17 protein-coding genes and 1 other annotated feature (1 of these 18 only partly in view) are annotated in these 19,661 nt (G+C 42.1%); of the genes, 13 read left to right on the forward strand and 4 right to left on the reverse strand.

The genetic code is table 11. The features are described 5' to 3' along the window. Positions 1-95, forward strand: a binding site (T-box leader); it begins 153 nt to the left of the window's first position. A gap of 49 nt (positions 96-144) precedes the next feature. Further along, positions 145-960 (forward strand): 3-deoxy-7-phosphoheptulonate synthase, encoded by an 816-nt coding sequence (aroF, locus tag GX348_00850; GenBank protein ID NLP40745.1) that lies wholly within the window; start codon positions 145-147, stop codon positions 958-960. Continuing rightward, positions 957-1,832, forward strand: coding sequence for a prephenate dehydrogenase/arogenate dehydrogenase family protein (locus GX348_00855; GenBank protein NLP40746.1), 876 nt, complete (start codon positions 957-959; stop codon positions 1,830-1,832). Before aroF ends, GX348_00855 begins: the two co-directional genes overlap by 4 nt. On the opposite strand, the gene GX348_00860 is transcribed toward GX348_00855, so the two are convergent. Then, positions 1,807-3,423, reverse strand: coding sequence for a GDSL family lipase (locus GX348_00860; protein NLP40747.1), 1,617 nt, complete (start codon positions 3,421-3,423; stop codon positions 1,807-1,809). The genes GX348_00855 and GX348_00860 overlap by 26 nt on opposite strands. A 226-nt stretch (positions 3,424-3,649) precedes the next feature. On the opposite strand from GX348_00860, the gene GX348_00865 reads away from it, so the two are divergent. The 11 genes from GX348_00865 (at position 3,650) to GX348_00915 (ending at position 15,731) form a co-directional block, all read left to right on the forward strand. Then, complete coding sequence (locus GX348_00865) at positions 3,650-4,078, forward strand: hypothetical protein (protein ID NLP40748.1); 429 nt, start codon at positions 3,650-3,652, stop codon at positions 4,076-4,078. Between the two features lie 132 nt (positions 4,079-4,210). Then, entirely contained in the window at positions 4,211-5,380 is a 1,170-nt protein-coding gene (locus GX348_00870) for an amidohydrolase (protein NLP40749.1), read from the forward strand. A gap of 173 nt (positions 5,381-5,553) precedes the next feature. Next, complete coding sequence (locus tag GX348_00875; protein NLP40750.1) at positions 5,554-6,972, forward strand: sodium:solute symporter family protein; 1,419 nt, start codon at positions 5,554-5,556, stop codon at positions 6,970-6,972. Positions 6,973-6,995: 23 nt separating this feature from the next. Beyond that, entirely contained in the window at positions 6,996-7,466 is a 471-nt protein-coding gene (trmL, locus tag GX348_00880; GenBank protein ID NLP40751.1) for a tRNA (uridine(34)/cytosine(34)/5-carboxymethylaminomethyluridine(34)-2'-O)-methyltransferase TrmL, read from the forward strand. Between the two features lie 9 nt (positions 7,467-7,475). Continuing rightward, on the forward strand, positions 7,476-8,327 hold the full coding sequence (locus GX348_00885) for a TIM barrel protein (GenBank protein NLP40752.1): 852 nt from the start codon (positions 7,476-7,478) through the stop codon (positions 8,325-8,327). Between the two features lie 107 nt (positions 8,328-8,434). Then, positions 8,435-8,785 carry a YlbF family regulator gene (locus tag GX348_00890; GenBank protein ID NLP40753.1) on the forward strand — a complete coding sequence of 117 codons (351 nt, stop codon included), beginning with the start codon at positions 8,435-8,437 and terminating at the stop codon, positions 8,783-8,785. Continuing rightward, complete coding sequence (gene murB / locus GX348_00895) at positions 8,772-9,698, forward strand: UDP-N-acetylmuramate dehydrogenase (protein ID NLP40754.1); 927 nt, start codon at positions 8,772-8,774, stop codon at positions 9,696-9,698. Before GX348_00890 ends, murB begins: the two co-directional genes overlap by 14 nt. Positions 9,699-9,846: 148 nt before the next feature. After that, positions 9,847-11,451, forward strand: a complete 1,605-nt coding sequence (locus GX348_00900) for an MBL fold metallo-hydrolase (GenBank protein NLP40755.1) — start codon at positions 9,847-9,849, stop codon at positions 11,449-11,451. A 104-nt stretch (positions 11,452-11,555) separates the two neighbouring features. Further along, entirely contained in the window at positions 11,556-13,367 is a 1,812-nt protein-coding gene (typA, locus tag GX348_00905; GenBank protein NLP40756.1) for a translational GTPase TypA, read from the forward strand. Positions 13,368-13,385: 18 nt separating this feature from the next. Further along, positions 13,386-15,086 (forward strand): adenosylcobalamin-dependent ribonucleoside-diphosphate reductase, encoded by a 1,701-nt coding sequence (locus GX348_00910; GenBank protein NLP40757.1) that lies wholly within the window; start codon positions 13,386-13,388, stop codon positions 15,084-15,086. A gap of 225 nt (positions 15,087-15,311) precedes the next feature. Then, positions 15,312-15,731, forward strand: coding sequence for a cell division protein SepF (locus GX348_00915; protein NLP40758.1), 420 nt, complete (start codon positions 15,312-15,314; stop codon positions 15,729-15,731). Between the two features lie 57 nt (positions 15,732-15,788). Here the strand turns inward: GX348_00915 and hybB are convergent, their stop codons facing one another. Genes hybB through GX348_00930 form a run of 3 tightly spaced genes read right to left on the reverse strand, consistent with a single transcriptional unit; the run spans position 15,789 to position 19,330 of the window. After that, positions 15,789-16,952 (reverse strand): Ni/Fe-hydrogenase cytochrome b subunit, encoded by a 1,164-nt coding sequence (gene hybB / locus GX348_00920; GenBank protein NLP40759.1) that lies wholly within the window; start codon positions 16,950-16,952, stop codon positions 15,789-15,791. 19 nt (positions 16,953-16,971) lie between these two features. Further along, on the reverse strand, positions 16,972-17,781 hold the full coding sequence (locus GX348_00925) for a 4Fe-4S dicluster domain-containing protein (protein ID NLP40760.1): 810 nt from the start codon (positions 17,779-17,781) through the stop codon (positions 16,972-16,974). Next, on the reverse strand, positions 17,774-19,330 hold the full coding sequence (locus GX348_00930) for a twin-arginine translocation signal domain-containing protein (GenBank protein ID NLP40761.1): 1,557 nt from the start codon (positions 19,328-19,330) through the stop codon (positions 17,774-17,776). Before GX348_00930 ends, GX348_00925 begins: the two co-directional genes overlap by 8 nt. Positions 19,331-19,661 lie beyond the last annotated feature (331 nt).

The following is a 19,661-nucleotide window of genomic DNA, read 5'->3' on the forward strand; positions in this document are numbered from 1 at the left end:
GGGTATCGGATAGAGAAGTCCCGTACCTGAAATAAGCGGCTTGCATAGCAATGCAAGCAGGGTGGTACCACGGGTAGTTAAATCCCGTCCCTGTTCAGGGACGGGATTTTTTGCATTTTCATATGAAAGCAGGAGGATGGTAGCATGGTGATGATGGTAAGTCGTGATTTTAAACAACAAGATACTGTAGTTGATGTAGGAGGGGTAAAAATCGGCAGTGATAAGGTTGCAGTTATGGCTGGGCCGTGCGCGGTGGAAAGCAGGGACCAACTGCTTCTGTCAGCTCGAGCTGTTAGTAATGCCGGCGCGCAATTTCTGCGCGGCGGGGCATTCAAACCTCGAACTTCGCCGTATTCTTTCCAGGGTCTAGAGGAGTACGGCTTAAAGTTACTAGCTGAAGCACGTGAGCAGACTGGTTTAAAGATTGTAACTGAAGTTATGGACGCTGAAGCGGTGCCTTTGGTAAGTAAGTATGCTGATGTTCTGCAAATCGGCTCTCGAAATATGCAGAATTTCCATTTGCTTCGTACAGTAGGAAGAATTGATAAACCCATTCTTCTAAAACGTGGCTTATCAGCAACCGTTAATGAATGGTTAAACGCCGCCGAGTATATATTGTGTGAGGGTAATCAAAATGTTATTTTGTGTGAAAGGGGTATAAGAACCTTTGAAGACTGTACTCGTAACACGCTTGATTTGAGTGCAGTAGCAATGGTAAAAACGATGAGCCATTTACCGGTTATTGTTGATCCTAGTCATGGCACTGGAGTATGGCAGCTAGTCGAACCTATGTCAAAAGCAGCAATTGCTGCTGGCGCTGATGGCCTAATAATCGAAGTTCACCCCAATCCAGCCCAAGCTTTGTCAGATGGTCAGCAATCGCTCACGCCTGAAAATTTTGCCGGACTAATGGACCATATTGATAATGTTGCTTTAGCTATGGGGAAGAAGCTATCATGAGCATGCTAAATATTACTATTATTGGGTTAGGGTTAATTGGCGGGTCAATAGGGCTTGCGTTTAAGGATAAATTGCAGGGTGGAAGTATTATATCCGGATGGGATATAAATCCTGAGGTAAGAGACCTTTCGTTAGAAAGAAAAGTTGTTGACCGTATTTCAAGTAATCTTGCTGACGCTGTGCACGATGCGGATGTCGTATTCTTATGTACGCCAGTGTTGCAGATGTTATCAATTGTTGAGCGTATAGCTCCGTATATGAAAAAAGGTGCTGTGCTTACTGACGTAGGCAGCACTAAGCAATTTGTTTTTGAAAAAATCGAGCAGATGCTTCCGCCAGGAGTAAATTATGTGGGCGGTCACCCTATGGCAGGTAGTGAACGAAGTGGCGTTGCAGCTGCTGACAAGGAACTGTTTATGAATAAATATTATATTCTTGTAAGCAGTCCAAAAACGCCGCCTGCAGCGATAGGAATGATAAGATCATTGATAGCGTTAACAGGGGCTATAATAACAACGATGGACATGGAGAAACATGATTTGTATGCCGCAATGACTAGTCATGTGCCGCATGTTACGGCAGCAGCGTTAGTTAACCTGCTTGAACATCTTAGCGAGCCGGAAGGCTTGCAGTTAGCAGGGGGTGGGTTTCGCGACACTACCCGTATTGCAGGCTCCGATGCTGATGTATGGGCAGATATTTGTGTTAGTAATTGTGATGCCGTTGCAGATGGTTTAAGAAAGCTCCAAGATCTTCTGGGCGAAGTGATTGCGGCGGCTCAAACTAGTGATCGCGAGGCGCTGCATACGTTTTTCAGCAAAGCTAAACAACGACGTGACTTAATCGTTACCTCGTTACTCGCCACCAATTAGCGTTGATAATTTGGGCGATAAGCTTTTTTCCTTCAATATCGGGATGTAAGCCATCAATGGCGTAATGGTCCGGAAGTTCACGGTTAGCGTTGCAAAAGTAAGGATCAAGAACGATATGGTAACGCTGCTGACGGATAAAAGAATTTACGAGATCAAATTGCTCCCGCCAATTCGGCGCAGTTTCTTCGTTGAAGGCCCGATCAATTGCAGTGGGGTTAATAGGAGGTAATGTTAAGAAAATTGGCCGTATCCCGTTGATGAGGCATTTTTCGCGGATAACAGTAAGATTTTTGATAACTTGTAGTGCGGTAGTACCACTACGTAAACTGTTAGTACCGCCTAGTATTAGTAAAAATTTTGGCTGGTAGGGTAAGACATCTCTATCGAACCGTTCAACCATTGACTCCGAAGTGTCCCCGCTCCTTCCTAGATTAGTGGCAGTAAATTGCAAATAGATTTGGTAACTATATTCCCAATCAGCTGGTGAATACGAAATTGCACCTCCGCCATGCGTAATACTATCACCAAAGGTAGCGATATAGCTGCCGTGACTAAGGTCAACGGTGAATTGATGAGCATCAGAGTATACACCAACAGGGTTGCCAAACATGTCTAGTCCCCGCACACGCCAGAAATAAACGCCTGGGGTGATGCGGGGCTGATTGTCATAACAATTAGAGCTTCCGACTACTTCTTTACTCCAGATTCGAAATTTCGACGGGTTAGTGCTATTAGGGTTTTCCGGCGGAGCATTTGTTAACTCGACTTCATAGCTGACTGCTCCTGATATCGGGATCCAAGAGTAAACTGGGTATAGCGGAGCAGGTCTGCCGTCTTTATTGATGTCACTATTAATAAGTGGCTTAAGCGGAAGATTTAAATTATGCTCAATATATATTTCAGTGGCATCCGAATAAACCCCGAGCGGGTTACCGTCGTAATCCAAGGCTCGCACCCGCCAGTAGACCGTTGGATTAGCATATTTTGAAAAATTAGCATTATAGCCATTTGTAAAAATTTGCTGCGTGCTGTGAATACGGTAACGGGAGGGGATTGTTGTATTAGGATTTTCGGGAGGATTACTTAAGATTTCTATTTCGTAAGAAACCGCACCTTCGACTTTTGACCATGTAAGCATTGATTTCTCGGAGGCGGGATTATCAATATCATAATTTGAAATAGGGATAGGCTTTATATTATAGAAATCTTCGGCAGATATACCCATGATTTGCGATAAGTTTATTGAATCAGAATAATAGCCAAGAGGACGTTGAAATAGGCCTTGTGCTGATACACGCCAATATGTTCGGAAAGGGAAGTTTTTATCAATAGTTATATTGTTTTTCCATGTACGGTATTTAATAATGGATTGTAATGCCGAGGGATTATAAGCGTCGTCTGATGGCTTACTTAACACCTCGACTTCATAATATGCTATATATGGAATTCTGGGCCAGGAAAGGATATATTCGTTACTTACTAAGTCGGCTGTAAGTGTAGGTTTATATTTATGCAGCCCCGCAATGGAAGTGTTTTCGAGAATGTATAGTAAAAGGGCAAATACAAGCACTACAAAGGTAAAACGCTTCACTTATGCACCTGCTTATCAAGTTTTTCTTAATACTACGACAGTCCAGGCAAAACTGGCTAAATTAACCAAGAGGCCATGGACGGGGTATATATTATTTTTGTCAAAAAGGGTATAAAAAAACCGGCTGGAGTTTTACTAAATTGTAATTTATTCACTACAATTGCGAAGTCACCAATTCTCGCTTTTTAACATAAATTATAGTAAATGTTAAAGGGGGAATGCAGTAATGGTCAATGACGAGGAAAGAAAGGCGAATGTCAGCAACGAGGCCGAAAGATATATGCATGTGCATACATTTTTAAACGAAACAAATGTAGCTGACGAGCATCAGCATACTATGCTAGGGGTAAGCAGTCCGGCTCGTGAATATGGAGCGTCACATGTACATCGTCTCCGCGGCAGAACTTCATACTTATCTGAAGATAATAATGGTCATTGGCATATGTACGATGTAATGACAGGCCCAGCAATAGAAATGCCGGACGGGACACATACGCATTACTATAATGGCAAAACAAGTTATGATGATAGACATTGCCATACATTTGCTGATGTTACAGGCCTGGCACCTGATCAAGACTTTGAGGATGATTGTGATGATAATTATAACCATCACAAAAAGCACTACAAGAATAAGCGCCCAGAAGACGAATAGATAACCTGCAGCCACCTTAATTGGTGGCTGCTCTCTTTTTTAGATATAATATTAAAACTGATTAAATCTTGCAGCGGTAATAATAACTTGATATGTTAATTATATTATATACAGATAGAGAGGCGGATTGTAATGGAAATAAAAGAATTAACATCAAATTGCCATGAAGTAGTAGTGGGATTTAGACGGCACTTTCATAAATACCCTGAGCTCAGCGGACAAGAATTTAAGACTCAACAGAGAATTCTAGCCGAATTGGACAGGCTGGGGATTGAACATCACAAGGCGGCTGGAACTGGCATAATAGCTGAAATTAGGGGTAATAAGCCTGGCAGGACAGTTGCTTTGAGAGCTGATATTGATGCCTTGGAGCTTGTTGATAATTGTGGGAAAGCTTATCAGTCGGTAAACGCAGGGGTTTGTCACGCTTGTGGTCATGACGGGCATATAGCAATCCTATTAGGGGCGGCTCAGGTACTATTACAGTTAAAACAGGATTTTGCCGGTAATATCAGGTTGTTATTTCAGCCGAGCGAGGAGGTGTTTCCAGGCGGTGCAGCCAAAATGATTGAAGAAGGTGCTCTTTCCGGGGTGGACTCTATTGCGGCGTTGCATCTTTGGCAGCCGTTAAGGGTTGGAACAATTGGTGTCTCACCGGGAGCCGTAATGGCTTCGCCTGATGAGTTTACCATAAATATAAGTGGCAGTGGCGGACACGGTGGAATGCCACAGCAAACTATCGATGCCTTATTTACGGCGGCGCAAGTGGTGGTGGCGCTAAATTCTATAGTCAGCCGTAATATTGACCCTCTGGAACCTGCGGTGTTATCAGTTGGAGTTTTAAGATCTGGCGACATGCCAAACATTGTTGCTGATACCGCTGTGATAAGAGGTACGGTAAGAACCTTCAACGAAGAAACAAGACAAAAAGCTTTTAAACGAATAGAGCAAATAACTCAAGGTATTTGCCAAGCAGCAGGCGCTCAATTTTCAATTAAAAAAGTTTTTGGGTATCCTCCGGTAATTAATGATGCTGCTTTGGCCAAACTTGCGGCTAACGCAGCCAGTGAGACTGTGGGCAAAGAAAATGTGCTTGAAATAAAACCGTCAATGGTCGGAGAGGATTTTTCTTTATATCAGCAGCAGGTGACTGGCGTATTAATCTTTGTCGGTGTAGGCAACGCTGAAAAAGGAATAATATATCCACAGCATCATCCTAAATACGATATCGATGAGCAAGGGTTAAAGCTCGGGGTCGAAGTGCTAAGCAGAGTTGCTGTCAGAATGCTATCCGACAAATAAGCAGATAAAAAACTGCCGATCTAAGTATAAATGTTGGAAAAAACCGCCTTATGATATATAATTGTTTTTTGGAGTCCGATAGTCGCTTAATTGGGTAAGGTCTGCTGTAATATTTAAGACGTCGAATATGAATAATATGGACAGGCTGAAGGTGTCTACGAAGGGGAAATACTGTGAATGCTTATTTATTGTCAATTGTTATATATGCGCTAATTTTGATTGCTGTTGGTTTCATTGTAACCCGTCGGGTCAAAGGAGCATCAGATTTTTTTGTTGCTGGTCGTAAGCTCGGTCCGGCATTGCTTTTTACAACCCTTATTGCTCCCAATATAGGGGGCGGAAGTACTGTTGGAGTAGCCGGGTTGGGTTATAAATTCGGGGTTTCCGCATGGTGGTGGATTGGCGCTTCAGCGTTAGGATCATTTATTTTAGCTGTTGTTGTTGGTCCGGCAATTTGGCGGATAGCAAAAAAGTATAATTTATACACTTTAGGCGATTATCTTGATTTTCGTTATAATCGAAACTTTCGAGGCCTTATATCCTTGTTATTAGCGGTTGGATCACTTGCCATTTTTGCCGGACAGTTAATGGGAATTGCTTGGATACTGGGGGTTGTCGCCGGAACGGATAAAAGCACAGGCATATTGCTTGCTGCTTTAGTTGTGGTGTTGTATTTCGGTGCAGGGGGGCTTTTGTCGGCAGCCTTTGTTAATATTATTCAGATTATTGTTAAGTTTTTCGGCTTTTTGCTAGCTGTTCCCTTTGTACTAAGCTATGTTGGTGGCTGGGAGGGGTTGAACAGCATGATTGCTCAAAACATGGCCGCTCAATCTAATGTTGATAGTTATTTTAGCTATACCGGCATGGGTTTAACCATGATTATCGGCTATTTCTTAATGCTAACGCCCTCATTTTTTATATCACCAGGTCTTATCGGTAAAGTTTATGGTGCTAAGGACGAGCACACAGTAAGATTAGGTACAGCACTAAACGCTTTTGTACAGTTGCTTTTTGCTATGGTTCCCGTTGTTTTGGGGATGTGTGCTTTTGCCATTTTTCCAGATTTGACGGACCGGGAATTAGCTTTACCGACGGTGTTAAAAGAGATATTGCCATTTTGGGTATCAGCACTAGCCTTGGCCGCAATTTTTTCAGCTGAAGTAAGCGCTGCTGATGCTATATTATATATGGTTACTACTTCATTTACTAAGGACTTGTATAAAACCTTTGTAAATCCTAATATTTCCGATAAGTCATTATTGAAGATCAGCAGAGTGGTGACGTTTGTAGCCGGAGCGGCAGGTGTAGTGATTGCCCTGATACTGCCTAATATTATAACGGCCTTATCTATTTTTTACTCGCTGATGTCAGTTTCACTAACTGCACCCTTGCTATTTGGGCTATTTTCACGCCGGCCGTCAACTGCGGCTGCCTTTATTTGCGCAATTTCCGGAATTGCTGTAACAATTCTATTGCAATTCGGCAATGCCGGAAAAGGATTGTGGATTCTCAACGCCCAATCGACTGGCGTTATTGTTACGTTAGTTATTATGACTTTTATGATGTATGTTTTTCCCGCAAAAGTTAAATGAGATAACGGAACGAGGTGTTAATATTGCATATTGTGCTTGTCGAGCCTGAGATTCCAGGTAATACCGGTAATATCGCCAGATTATGCGCGGCGACGAATATACAGTTGCATCTAGTACGCCCGCTGGGATTTTCAATTGAAGATAAGTATCTAAAACGAGCAGGCTTAGATTATTGGCACTTAGTAAAGGTACACTGCTACGATTGTTTCGATGAAGTGCTACAATTATACCAGGGTCATAATTTTTATTACAATACTACGAAAGCCAGCAAGCTTTATACTGATGTTCAATATACTAGCAGCGATCTATTAGTATTTGGCAAAGAGACAGCGGGTTTACCGCAAACTTTGTTGGAGGCTAATAAAGAAAGATGTATCCGCATTCCAATGTTTTCCGAAGCCCGATCGCTTAATTTATCTAATGCTGCAGCTGTGGTCGCTTATGAAGCATTACGTCAAGTAGGGTTTCCTGGTTTAAAAATAGCGCGAGGATAGGGTGATTGAATGATTGCTAATTTTGGGCCTGCCGGCAATCCAGATGCTTTTTATGAATCGGGAAAGAAGGCATCAGCTGAAATGCCGGAATGGCTGGCAGGATTAGGTCTAAATGCTTATGAATATCAGTGCAGCCGTGGTGTAAACATCCGTGAAGAAACAGCCCGAAAAATTGGTGCTAAAGCTGCTCAATTTGGGGTAAAGCTCAGCATCCATGCGCCGTACTATATAAGTTTGGCAACCGAAGATGAGACAATCGCAAGTAATACTAAACGGCATTTCTTAAAATCCTTGCAGGCTGCTAAATGGATGGGAGCTGACCGGGTTGTCTTTCATATCGGCGGAGGAAAACAAGAACGTAATGCCGCTATGTTAAGAGCTAAGCGGCTATTTGCTGCGATATTGAATGAAATAGAAAAGGCAGGCTTAACTGGGATATTTTTGGCTCCGGAAACAATGGGTAAGCAAAATCAGTTAGGCTCCTTGGAAGAAGTTTTGGAATTTTGTAAAATGTCTCCTTGGGTTATACCGACTGTAGATTTTGGTCATCTCCATTCAGTAACCGGAGGGATGTATACCACAAGCCAAGAATTTGAGTTTGTATTTGATAAGGTTGGAGAGCAGTTGGGGACTGATACAGCCAAAAATCTACATATTCATTTTAGCCGAATTGAGTACACAAAAGCTGGCGAGAAACGACATTGGACGTTCGACGATCCTTTTGGCCCGCCTCATGAACCTTTAATAGAAGTATGTGTTAATCGTGGTTTTACGCCACGTATTATCTGCGAATCTGCCGGAACCCAAGCCGTCGATGCAAAAAAAATGCAGGACTTGTATTTAGCATTATTGAATAAATAAGCGTCGTAGGTTTTCAAAATATGATTATTTAGTCCTGTTTGAAGCCGAAAAATGAATTTAATTAAAGTATCTCGCATAATATATGTGGTGTGGAATGGGGGATTTTTGTGAATATATATGACAAAGCGCATGAGCTTGCAAAGGCCTTAAAAAGTTCAGACGAATACCGATCTTTCTTAGTAGCTAAACAAGCTATAGACAATGATGAACAAGCCAAAAAAATGGTAAAAGACTTTATACTAAAACAAATGGAAATAGAATATGAAATAATGTCCGGAAAGCCTGAAGATAAAGCGAAAAGTGAACAAATTCAACAAATGTACGATTTAATTGCTTATAACGCTAAAGCACGTGATTTTTTACAAGCCCACATGCGCTTTCAGCGAATTATGGCCGATGTGTATAAAATAATTGGCGAATCTGTCGCCGAAGGACTGGATTTATTTGCTAAAGAATGATTGGTCTAATGATTTTATAACAAAATTAGGACTTATAATTCCAGAACATAGGCTGCTTATTAATGAGCCAATGTCGCGGCATACAACCTTTAAAATTGGCGGACCGGCTGACTTCCTTGCTATGCCTGCCACAATTGCTGAGGTAGCTGCTATCCTTGACATTGCTAAAGAATATAAAGTACCAGTGGTTACTTTTGGTAATGGTTCGAATGTACTTGTACTTGACAAAGGGATTCGAGGTATTGTGCTGAAGTTCGGCAGAGACATGGGCTATATAAGGCATAAGGATTCAACTATTATTGCCGGCGCCGGCGCAATGCTTGCCAGTGTATCAAGATATGCTGCGGACAATAAACTGACTGGAATGGAGTTTGCTGTCGGTATTCCGGGCAGTGTCGGCGGGGCGGTATTTATGAATGCCGGAGCGTATGAGGGTGAGATGAGCTGTGTAGTATCAGCTGTCGCTTGTGTATGTGAAAATGGCAAGATCCGCAGGTTCAGCAACGAAGATAGTAAATTTTCTTATCGTCATAGTGTGTTTCAAGATAACGGCTGTACAATTTGTGAAGTGGAATTGACTTTGGAAGAAGGCGAACCTGATATAATTCGCAGTAAAATGACCGAGTATATCAACAGGCGTCAGACAAAACAGCCGGTCGAGTTACCAAGCGCTGGCAGTACATTCAAACGTCCGCCAGGGTACTATGCCGGTACACTTATAGATCAGGCGGGACTAAAAGGTTTAACTGTAGGTGGGGCGCAAGTTTCAACTAAACATGCCGGTTTTATTGTAAATACCGGCGGAGCAACGGCAAATGATGTTTTGACTCTTATCAAAGAGGTTCAAAGTAGGGTACACGATATTTATGGGATAGATCTGCAGCCCGAAGTACGGATTTTGGGCGAGGGATAAGATGATAAAGCAGTACGGGGCAAAGCCCGTACTGTTTTCTTTTGTAAGTGTTAATGGACCGGGGAGGTATTTGGAATTTTCTGTCGAATGGTAATTTAAGACTATAGACATCTTAAGGATTAGTTATAGTTCACAGGGAGGGTATATTATGCGTTTAACTTTTTTAGGAGCCGCCAGAATGGTAACTGGCTCGTCCTTTTTACTAGAGGTAGGAGAGGATAAGATATTAATAGATTGTGGGATGTTTCAGGGATCAAAGGCAATCAGCGCGCTTAATCGCCGACCGTTTTTATATGATCCGACATCAGTTACCGGAGTTTTGTTAAGTCATGCTCATATTGACCATAGTGGGCTGTTACCAAAACTTTGTAAAGAAGGCTTTAAAGGTCCAATTTATGCAACAAAAGTAACTACGGAACTTTGCCGTATAATGCTCGCGGATAGCGCGCATATTCAAGAATATGATGCTCAATTAGCCAATCGTAAAGGTCAACGGGCTGGCAAAATCCCACTCGAACCTATCTATACTCTTGATGATGCTTACTCATGTTTGACACAATTTAAGCCTGTTGCCTACAATACTGAATTGGTTCTTTCTCCTAGCATAACTGTACGGTTCCAGGATGCTGGTCATATACTAGGATCGTCTGTAATTGAGATATGGGTAACAGAACAAGGCAAGACAACAAAACTATTATTTTCGGGGGATCTTGGCCAGCCGGACCAGCCAATCATTAAAGATCCAACTTATGTCGATGAGGCTGACTATATTATTACTGAATCCACATATGGTGACAGAAAACATGAGCATTATGATAAAGAGGAAAAGTTTGCTGAGATTATCAATGACACAATTGCACGGGGGGGCAATATAATTATTCCTTCCTTTGCGGTAGGCCGAACCCAGGCGGTGCTATATTATATTAGTAAACTGCAAAAGGCGGGAATCATTCCTGACATTAAAGTCGTAATCGACAGCCCGCTAGCAATATCTGCTACTGATATCTTTATGCACAACACACAAGATTTCGACAGCGAGGTCCTGGAAATGCTGCGCAATCAGGCGGGGCCGCTCGATATGCCAAATCTTATCTTTACTAAAACGGCGGAGGAGTCTAAGGCTCTCAACAGTCTTGATGAACCCGCAGTTATCATTTCGGCCAGCGGTATGGCCGATGCAGGACGAATACTACATCATTTAAAGCATAATTTATGGCGACCGGAATCAAGCGTTTTATTTGTAGGTTATCAAGCGCAAGGCAGCTTGGGCCGGAGGTTGATTGAGGGAGCCAGACGAGTTAAGATTATTGGTGAGGAAATTAGCGTAAAAGCTCAAATTCATAATATAGACGGGTTTTCGGCTCATGCAGACCAGGACCAACTGCTAAACTGGCTGGGCCATTTCAAGAAAACACCATCAAATATCTTCATTGTTCACGGCGAATATGATATGTCAGAGCCTTTTGCCCGCATGATTGAAAGCAATTTGGGATATTCGACATATATCCCGCGTTATGGCGACGCTGCTGAAATTAATGGCCGTGAGTGGTCAATTGTTGAGTCGGATATTGCAACTATTGAGCCTGCCGTAAAAGAACTTTATGAATACTTACAGCAGCTTGAAACTGATTACCGCGCTTATCGGAAACGTTTGGAACATATCGCTGTTACCGATGCCGGCAGAATACCGGAAGTTCTTAACCGACTGGGCAAAGTCTATTCTTATATTAAAAAGACATTAAATGACTTATAATAACGGGAAATCATTGACAGTTGGCTGTCAGTATAATATATTGAAATATAGTGACACTAAAGGGTGCATGCGGCATCCTTTTTTCTTATTTTGGGAGGGTTATAATGGAACGCAATGATTTACGGAACATTGCCATTATCGCGCATGTTGATCATGGCAAAACAACACTAGTTGACGCTATGTTAAGACAAAGTGGAATATTTCGCGCTAACGAGCAAGTGGCTGAGCGTGTTATGGACTCCAACGACATTGAAAGAGAACGCGGAATCACCATTTTATCAAAAAATACTGCCGTTATGTACGGTGATGTTAAGATAAATATTGTTGATACTCCTGGACATGCCGATTTCGGCGGCGAGGTTGAGCGTGTTCTAACTATGGTCGACGGCGTACTTTTACTGGTTGACTCATTTGAAGGACCGATGCCTCAAACTAAATATGTTTTGAGAAAGGCATTAGAGCAGAATTTAAAACCTATTGTTGTCATCAATAAAATTGACCGCCCAGATCAGCGGGTCGAGGACGTACTTGATGAGGTTCTCGAACTATTTATTGAGCTTGATGCAAATGATGAACAACTCGACTTCCCGGTAGTTTACTGTGCTGCCCGCGATGGCATCGCTAAGTTAAGTATGGATGATGAAAACGACAATCTACATCCGCTGTTTGACCTGTTAATTAAGCAAATCCCTGCTCCTCATGGCGATATTGACGGTCCGCTGCAAATGATGGTTACTACTCTGGATTATGACGAATATGTTGGTAAAATCGCTATCGGCAGAATTGTACGGGGGCGGATTTTAAATGGACAACAGGTAACAATCCTTAACGGTGAAAGCCAGAGGAAAGCCAAAATTGGTAAATTATACGCATACCAAGGGTTAAAGCGCGTCGAGGTAAGTGATGCTGGATTAGGCGATATAGTTGCAATTATGGGGCTTGAAGATGTAAACATCGGCGATACAATTGCCGATACTGAGAATCCGGAAGCTTTGCCCGGAATTAAAATTGACGAACCGACCTTGTCTATGGTATTCAGCGTTAATAACAGCCCGTTTGCAGGCCGTGAAGGTCAATTTGTCACATCAAGGCATTTGCGCGAACGACTCTTTAAAGAAGTAGAAACAAATGTAAGTTTACGAGTGGTTGAAACGGATAGCCCGGATTCATTCGAGGTATCTGGTCGTGGTGAACTGCATTTATCAATCCTGATCGAAACAATGCGGCGTGAGGGCTACGAGCTTCAAGTCGGAAAACCGGAAGTAATTTATAAAATGATTAATAACCAGAAGTGCGAACCAATGGAGCTTTTGACTATTGATGTACCTCAAGAATTTATGGGGGCAGTTATGGAAGGGTTAGGAACAAGAAAAGCGGATCTTATCAACATGACTGAACTGGCTGGCTACCTAAGGATGGAGTTTATTATCCCGGCCAGAGGCTTGATTGGTTTTAGATCTGAGTTCTTAACAAGCACTAAAGGTAATGGCATAATGCATCATGTTTTTCATGGTTACGCTCCTTATAAAGGTGATATCCCTGGACGGACTCGCGGTGCGCTTGTGGCCTTTGAAGACGGTGAGACAACAGGTTATGGCATTTATAGTGTCCAAGATCGCGGGGTTATGTTTGTGTCGCCTGGTCAAGCGGTATATCAGGGCCTTATTGTTGGTGAGAATGCTAGAGAAAGCGATATGGATATCAACCCTTGTAAGAAAAAACATGTTACCAATATGCGTTCAAGCTCGTCCGATGAGGCAATTCGCCTGACTCCGCCGCGTATATTTAGTTTAGAACAGGCCCTGGAATGGATTAATAAGGACGAATTGGTTGAGGTTACCCCTAAAAATATTCGTTTACGAAAAATGATTCTGGATCGTCATGTTCGTGGACGTGATCGTAAGGTTGGCGCCTAGTTTTAAGGAGGTAGGCTAATGATTTCACCCGAAGCTATGACTCTGCTTAAAAACCGCTATTTATTGGAGGATGAAACGCCGGACCAGATGTTTTGGCGAGTAGCAGAGCATGTTGCTCAGGGGGAGGAGTTGTATCAGGCCGATAAGAACCAGGCTGCAGAAGAGTATTATAAATTAATGTCCAATCTTGCCTTTTTGCCTAATTCCCCAACATTAATGAATTCGGGCAAGGCTAACGCGCAGTTGGCTGCTTGTTTTGTCCTTCCAATACGAGACTCATTGTCTGATATTTTTGAAACACTTAAGAATGCTGTTCTTGTTCATCACAGTGGAGGTGGTACGGGTTTTTCATTTTCACGCCTGCGTCCCCAAGGAGATGTTGTGAGAGAAAGAGCTGGTAAGGCGAGCGGTCCGCTTGCCTTTATTTCGATTTTTGATGCGGTTGCTCAAACTGTAAAGCAGGGCGCTGTCCGCAGCGGCGCTAATATGGCGGTATTAAGAGTTGATCATCCCGATATAAAAGAGTTTATTATAGCAAAGCATAACAATACCGAGCTTAATAATTTTAATCTATCAGTTGGAGTCACTGATAGCTTTATGACTGCTGTCGAAAAAGATACAGATTTTGCCTTGGTTAACCCACGAACCGGCCATCCTACAGTTAGAGTAAGAGCTAGGTCAATATTTGACTTAATTGTTGATATGGCTTGGCAAAATGGTGAACCCGGTCTCTTTTTCTTGGATACTGTAAATCGAGCAAACCCAACTCCGGAGTTGGGTGATTTTGAGTCGCCAAACCCATGCTCTGAGCAGCCGCTTTTACCTTATGAGTCGTGTACATTAGGCTCAATTAATTTGACGAGAATGTTAAAAAGAGGCGGTGGGAAATGGGAAATAGATTTCATAAAGTTAGCTGAGACTGTTCGAACGGCAGTACGCTTTTTAGATAATGTAATTGATGTCAACCATTATCCGCTCGATGAGATTAAGCAAAAATCCCTGCAGACCAGAAAAATTGGTTTGGGAATTATGGGGTTGGCAGATGTTTTCATAATGCAGGATATGGCATATGCTAGTCAACAAGCGGTCCGAACAACGGCTAAGTTAATGAATTTTATAACAGCTACTGCTAGGCAGGAATCAGCTATACTTGCCAGTAAGCGAGGGAATTTTCTGGCCTTTGATCAAAGCATATTTAACGGTAAGTCCCGTTATATGCGCAATGCGACTGTAACAACTTTGGCTCCGACCGGCAGCATAAGCATTATTGCAAACTGCTCTAGTGGAATAGAGCCCTTATTTGGATTAGCAATTACAAGACGAGTTCTAGACGGTAGCTTGTTATCGAGTATAAACCAATCAGTTTTAGCTTACCTTAACGAACACAAGCTGTTAACACCGTCCATTGAAACCATGATACTTAACGAGGGCAGCATTCAAAGCTCGAACTTATCGCAACATGTTAAAAGAGTCCTGGCAACTGCCCATGAGATACCTCCGGAAGGACATGTAGCCCAACTAGCTGCAGCGCAACGGAATATAGACAATGGAGTATCAAAAACAGTTAACTTGCCGCAGTCGGCTACAAGGTCTGACGTGGCCCATGTGTTTTGGCAGGCCTATCGTAAAAGGTGTAAAGGTGTCACGGTGTATCGGCATATGAGCCGGCAATATCAGGTTTTGAGTCATGGAATAGCGTGTCCGGCATGCAGCTTATAGCATACGGACATTTTTTGTCTACCAGAATTTGCAATTATCAATTCTAGTGACATAAGTGCGACTAGCGGCTTGTGTTTTCACTAAAGCTCGGCGCAAGCCGGGTTGTCTATAGTTCAGGGCATTGCTAAAAATCAGAAATAATTTACGTATAGCAGGAAAAGCTACAAGAATGTCGAACACTACTAAAAAATGGTATAATAACTGGAATTATTGGAGGGGAGTACCATGGCGGTCAGTTTAATCGACAAGCTTACTAATTTTATAATGCCAGCAGATGATTTTACTGATACTGAGGAAAAACAAAGTTCTGGTCGCAATAAACCCTCGCGTCTGCGTGTACATAGTAATAATCGGCCTGATATGAAAATGGCTGTCTTATCACCGCTAAAGTATGAGGACGTCAAAGACTATGCTGATTATCTTAAAGCAGGTATTTCAATTGTAGTAAACTTTTCTCAGGTAGATGACTATAATCAGCAATGCATGACAGATTTTTTAAGTGGTGTATGTTATACAATCGGCGGTTCCAGTGAGAGGGTATCATCAAAGGTTTTAGTATATGTACCAGCGAATGCTTCGATAAGTAAAGAGTTATACGCTTACTCTATACCGACATATGTAAAAGGTAAATTTGAAGTGAAATAAATAAAATAATACTATATTTAAATTTGAAAAAGACTTGGCGATGCCAAGTCTTTTTGTTTAGGCGGATACTCTATAAGATTGTTTTTCTGATTGGTGCTTATCTTGATGGCCAAGAATATTAAAGTTTTCAACTATGAAACAATATGCAAGGCAGCCTGCAGAAATTAAGCCAAGACTAACAGTGAATTCCCAAATTGACGGCAAGTAATAGCCGCCATTATTTTGAGCCATACCGGTAAAAACAACGTTAAACCGGCTTAATACTACGCCGATACTAGCTAAAATCCCATAGATAAACAATCCGGTTCGAGTCTTACCAGCTTTACTAAATACGATAAGAATTGGGATCACAATTCCTAAGACAATTTCCGCAGCAAAGAAGGTTGATTCCAAGCTGTAGGTGAAAACCAGTGAGAAGGCATCGCGTGAAATGAGATCGTAAGTTTTCAGCGCTAAATAACAGATCATCATATATCCGCTTATTTTAGCCAAGCCGCTAAGAACATTAACAGGAACTTTATGATTGAAGGCTCTACCCGCTAAAGTAGATTCAACACATACCATAGCCGCTCCTACGAAAAATGAGGACATTAGAAAAAAGACGGGGAGCAGAGGCGACCACCAGAGGGGATGCAGCTTGTGCACAGCAATTAAAAACAATCCCCCTAATGATGACTGATGCAGGGTTGGGAAAATTACGCCAAGAATTAATAGTAAAGGTAATAGTTTCTTAATAAGTGCATGAAATCTACGTCCAATCTTTTCCGTGACTATTTCTCCGAACTCTAATACTTGGATTGTAGTATAAATTGATATACACCAAAACACCTCAAATAATACTGATGAATATCCCCAAGAAACAAAAGGTCGCCAAAAATTAAACCATTGACCAATATCTAAAAATAGACCGATCATTACTAAAAGATAGCCAAGCAGCGAAGTGACAAGTGCTGCTCTCGCAATAGGATGATACTTGTCTCGATGCAGGATATGAACAATCAGGGCCGTCGAGTAGCCTCCGCCGGCTAACGCTACTCCCGTGAAGACATCAAAGGCTATCCACAAACCCCATGGCCAATCATCATTAAGATTGGTTAACATACCCAATCCTGTAATCATACGAACTATCATGACCGCAACACTTATTGCTGTGATTGTCATTAAACAGATCCGAGTAGGTGTAATTTTAAATTTCCAGCCTAGCACTTCAAAAGTTGTCATCGTTACTCTCCTTAGTCACTTAAGGTTTCGGGTTAGTGGTCTCTTGCTGCTTTTGATCTTCATTGTCTTTTTTTGAAGCAATTTCATTGCGACGCTTAGTATAGAAAGATAAGCCTGTCAAAAGCATTCCCCAACCGATGGCAAGAAAAGGGGTATATTTAAGAAAATTATGTGTATAGGTTGGCAGTGCGGTTTTCCCTAATTCTGTATTAAAACCTAGCTTCGCAAAAGGAATATCTGATATATACAGCCAGGCTGTGCCGCCAACTTCTGTTTCGCCGTAGATTTCTTTAACATATATTTTGTTGTTATTAATAAGAGCTTTTGCTTCTTTAAGAAGTTCTGAGCGCTCGCCATATTTAAGCGCCATAGTAGGACAAACCGATACGCAAGCTGGTGACTCGCCTTGGGCTATTTTTGTAGAACACATTTGGCACTTGGTGACGAGCGGAAAAGTTTTTTTCCATTCAAATTTAGGAATATTGAATGGACAAGCTATCATGCAGTAACGGCAGCCTACGCATAAATCGGGGTAATACACAACAGCTCCATCATTGTTTTTTTGTAATGCTTTTGAAAAACAAGCAGATGCGCAGGCTGGTTCGAGGCAATGCATGCACTGATGCTTAACAAAGCGCCATACTTTACTATTTTTATGATCAACTTCTTTAAGCGCAATTGTTGTCCAGTTATTATCATTAAGTTCGGCTTTTAATCCAGTTGCCGGATGTTTTTCATCAAAATCCAAGTTATTCCAAAGCTTACAGGCTACTGTACAGCTTCCACAACCAATGCATTTAGTTATATCAACCAAAACGGCTTTAGCCATTAGATTCACCCTCATCCAAGCTATATTTCTTTTTTGCTATTAACTGGCTGCTGCGGTCTTTATAGTGAGTGTGAAGTAAACGCTCGGACATCTCGCTCAGGGGATGAATGAGAAAGTTTTTATAAACTTGCTTAACGTCGTTGTTTTCAAAGCTAAGTCTTTTTTTACGCGACTTGCTGTCTAAACGATAAATACTGGAAATGCGAGCTGCTCTCACTTCGTCTGAAGGGGGCAATGATGTGCGTGGCTGACCGCCTCCGCCTATACAGCCACCTGGACAAGCCATCACTTCAATAAAGTCCCAAGCTGATTCACCGGTACGAATTTTATCAAGAAGAACTCGGGCGTTCTTAGATCCATTGCACACTGCCACTCTTAATATTCCAAACCCAGGAATGTCTACTGATGATTCTTTGACACCCTGCAATCCGCGAACAGCTCTGAAGGTTAAGAATTCCTCAGGCGGAGGTTCGTTGGTTGCTAAATAATAAGCGGTACGTACAGCTGCCTCCATAACACCGCCGGTTGCTGCAAATATCATGCCCGCTCCGGTGCTTTCCCCTAATATACTGTCATAGGAACCATCTTCTAAGGAATTTAAATTAATCCCCTTCATTTTAATTAACCGGGCGAGCTCCCGTGTAGTTAAAACGATGTCTACATCTCGCAGGTGACTGTCGGATCTCATTTCGGGCCGTTGGCACTCAAATTTCTTAGCTGTGCATGGCATAACCGCAACCGAAACAATTTTTCTAGGGTTGATACTCTTTATGTTAGCGTAATAAGTTTTGCTGAGTGCCCCTAGCATCTGCTGGGGAGATTTAGCAGTAGAGAGGTTTGGGATATATTCAGGATAAAAGTATTCACAAAACTTTACCCAGCCAGGGCAGCACGAGGTGAATTGTGGTAAAGTAGAAGTTTTTTCTGATAAGCGCTTAACCAGTTCGCTAGCTTCCTCTAAAATTGTAAGATCAGCGGTAAAGCCAGTGTCGAATACTGCGTCAAAACCAAGCTTTCTCAATGCTGTAACTTGTCGGCCTTCGACATTAGCCCCAGGCTGCAGGCCAAACTCTTCACCAAGGGCAACCCTTGTTGCAGGAGCTGTTTGGATGAAGACAAAGCTGTCTTTATCGTCAAGCGCCTTTAGCACTTTACTGACGTCATCACGTTCAGTTATAGCAGCGGTGGGGCACCACATAGTGCACTGACCGCAGTCGATGCAGATGATATCACTTTTTAGAGGTAATTCGTAATAACCATATACTGTTTGAATGTTTTTACATACTTCGATGCATTGACCACACAAAATGCACTTGCGGTCATCACGAACAATTGAGGGATTGTTAAAGTCGATAGGTATGCGGCCTTTAACTTGTACTGGCCAGTTGCTTGCTGTGTGATATTGCTGAGGCAACCAGCCTGTCCCGCCAACGGGGACATTGCTGCAACCAGCCGTCGTTGAAGCGACTCCAGCTGCCCCAACTCCTCCCAGAAGTTTTAAAAAACTGCGTCTGGATAGTGAAGATGTCTTTCGGTTTCGACTGTTCAAAGCTGTCCTCCTAGATTGCTTTATTTATATAATAAAAAAACACAGAGAAGATATAACAATACCGTATGGACGGCATACGGTACCCATATAGCTTGCTCTATGTTTTTATGGTATCTATCATTGATGATATCCATTTGGCTGAGCTATTTTTGTTCTATTCGATAAAAAAACAAAAAATCCTGTCGAATTTTACCTAAAATTATGTGTATATTGTATTTTTAGGCAAAAGTTTCAAAATGTATAGTCCTGGCTAATTGTGGTAATAGTTAATGCTGCGGGTTAATATATATAACGTAAGGTAGTTCGTCGAATTTACGCGATAGTTAAACTA

The sequence above is a fragment of the Veillonellaceae bacterium genome (assembly GCA_012523975.1).
In the GTDB taxonomy this organism is placed as follows: domain Bacteria; phylum Bacillota; class Negativicutes; order JAAYSF01; family JAAYSF01; genus JAAYSF01.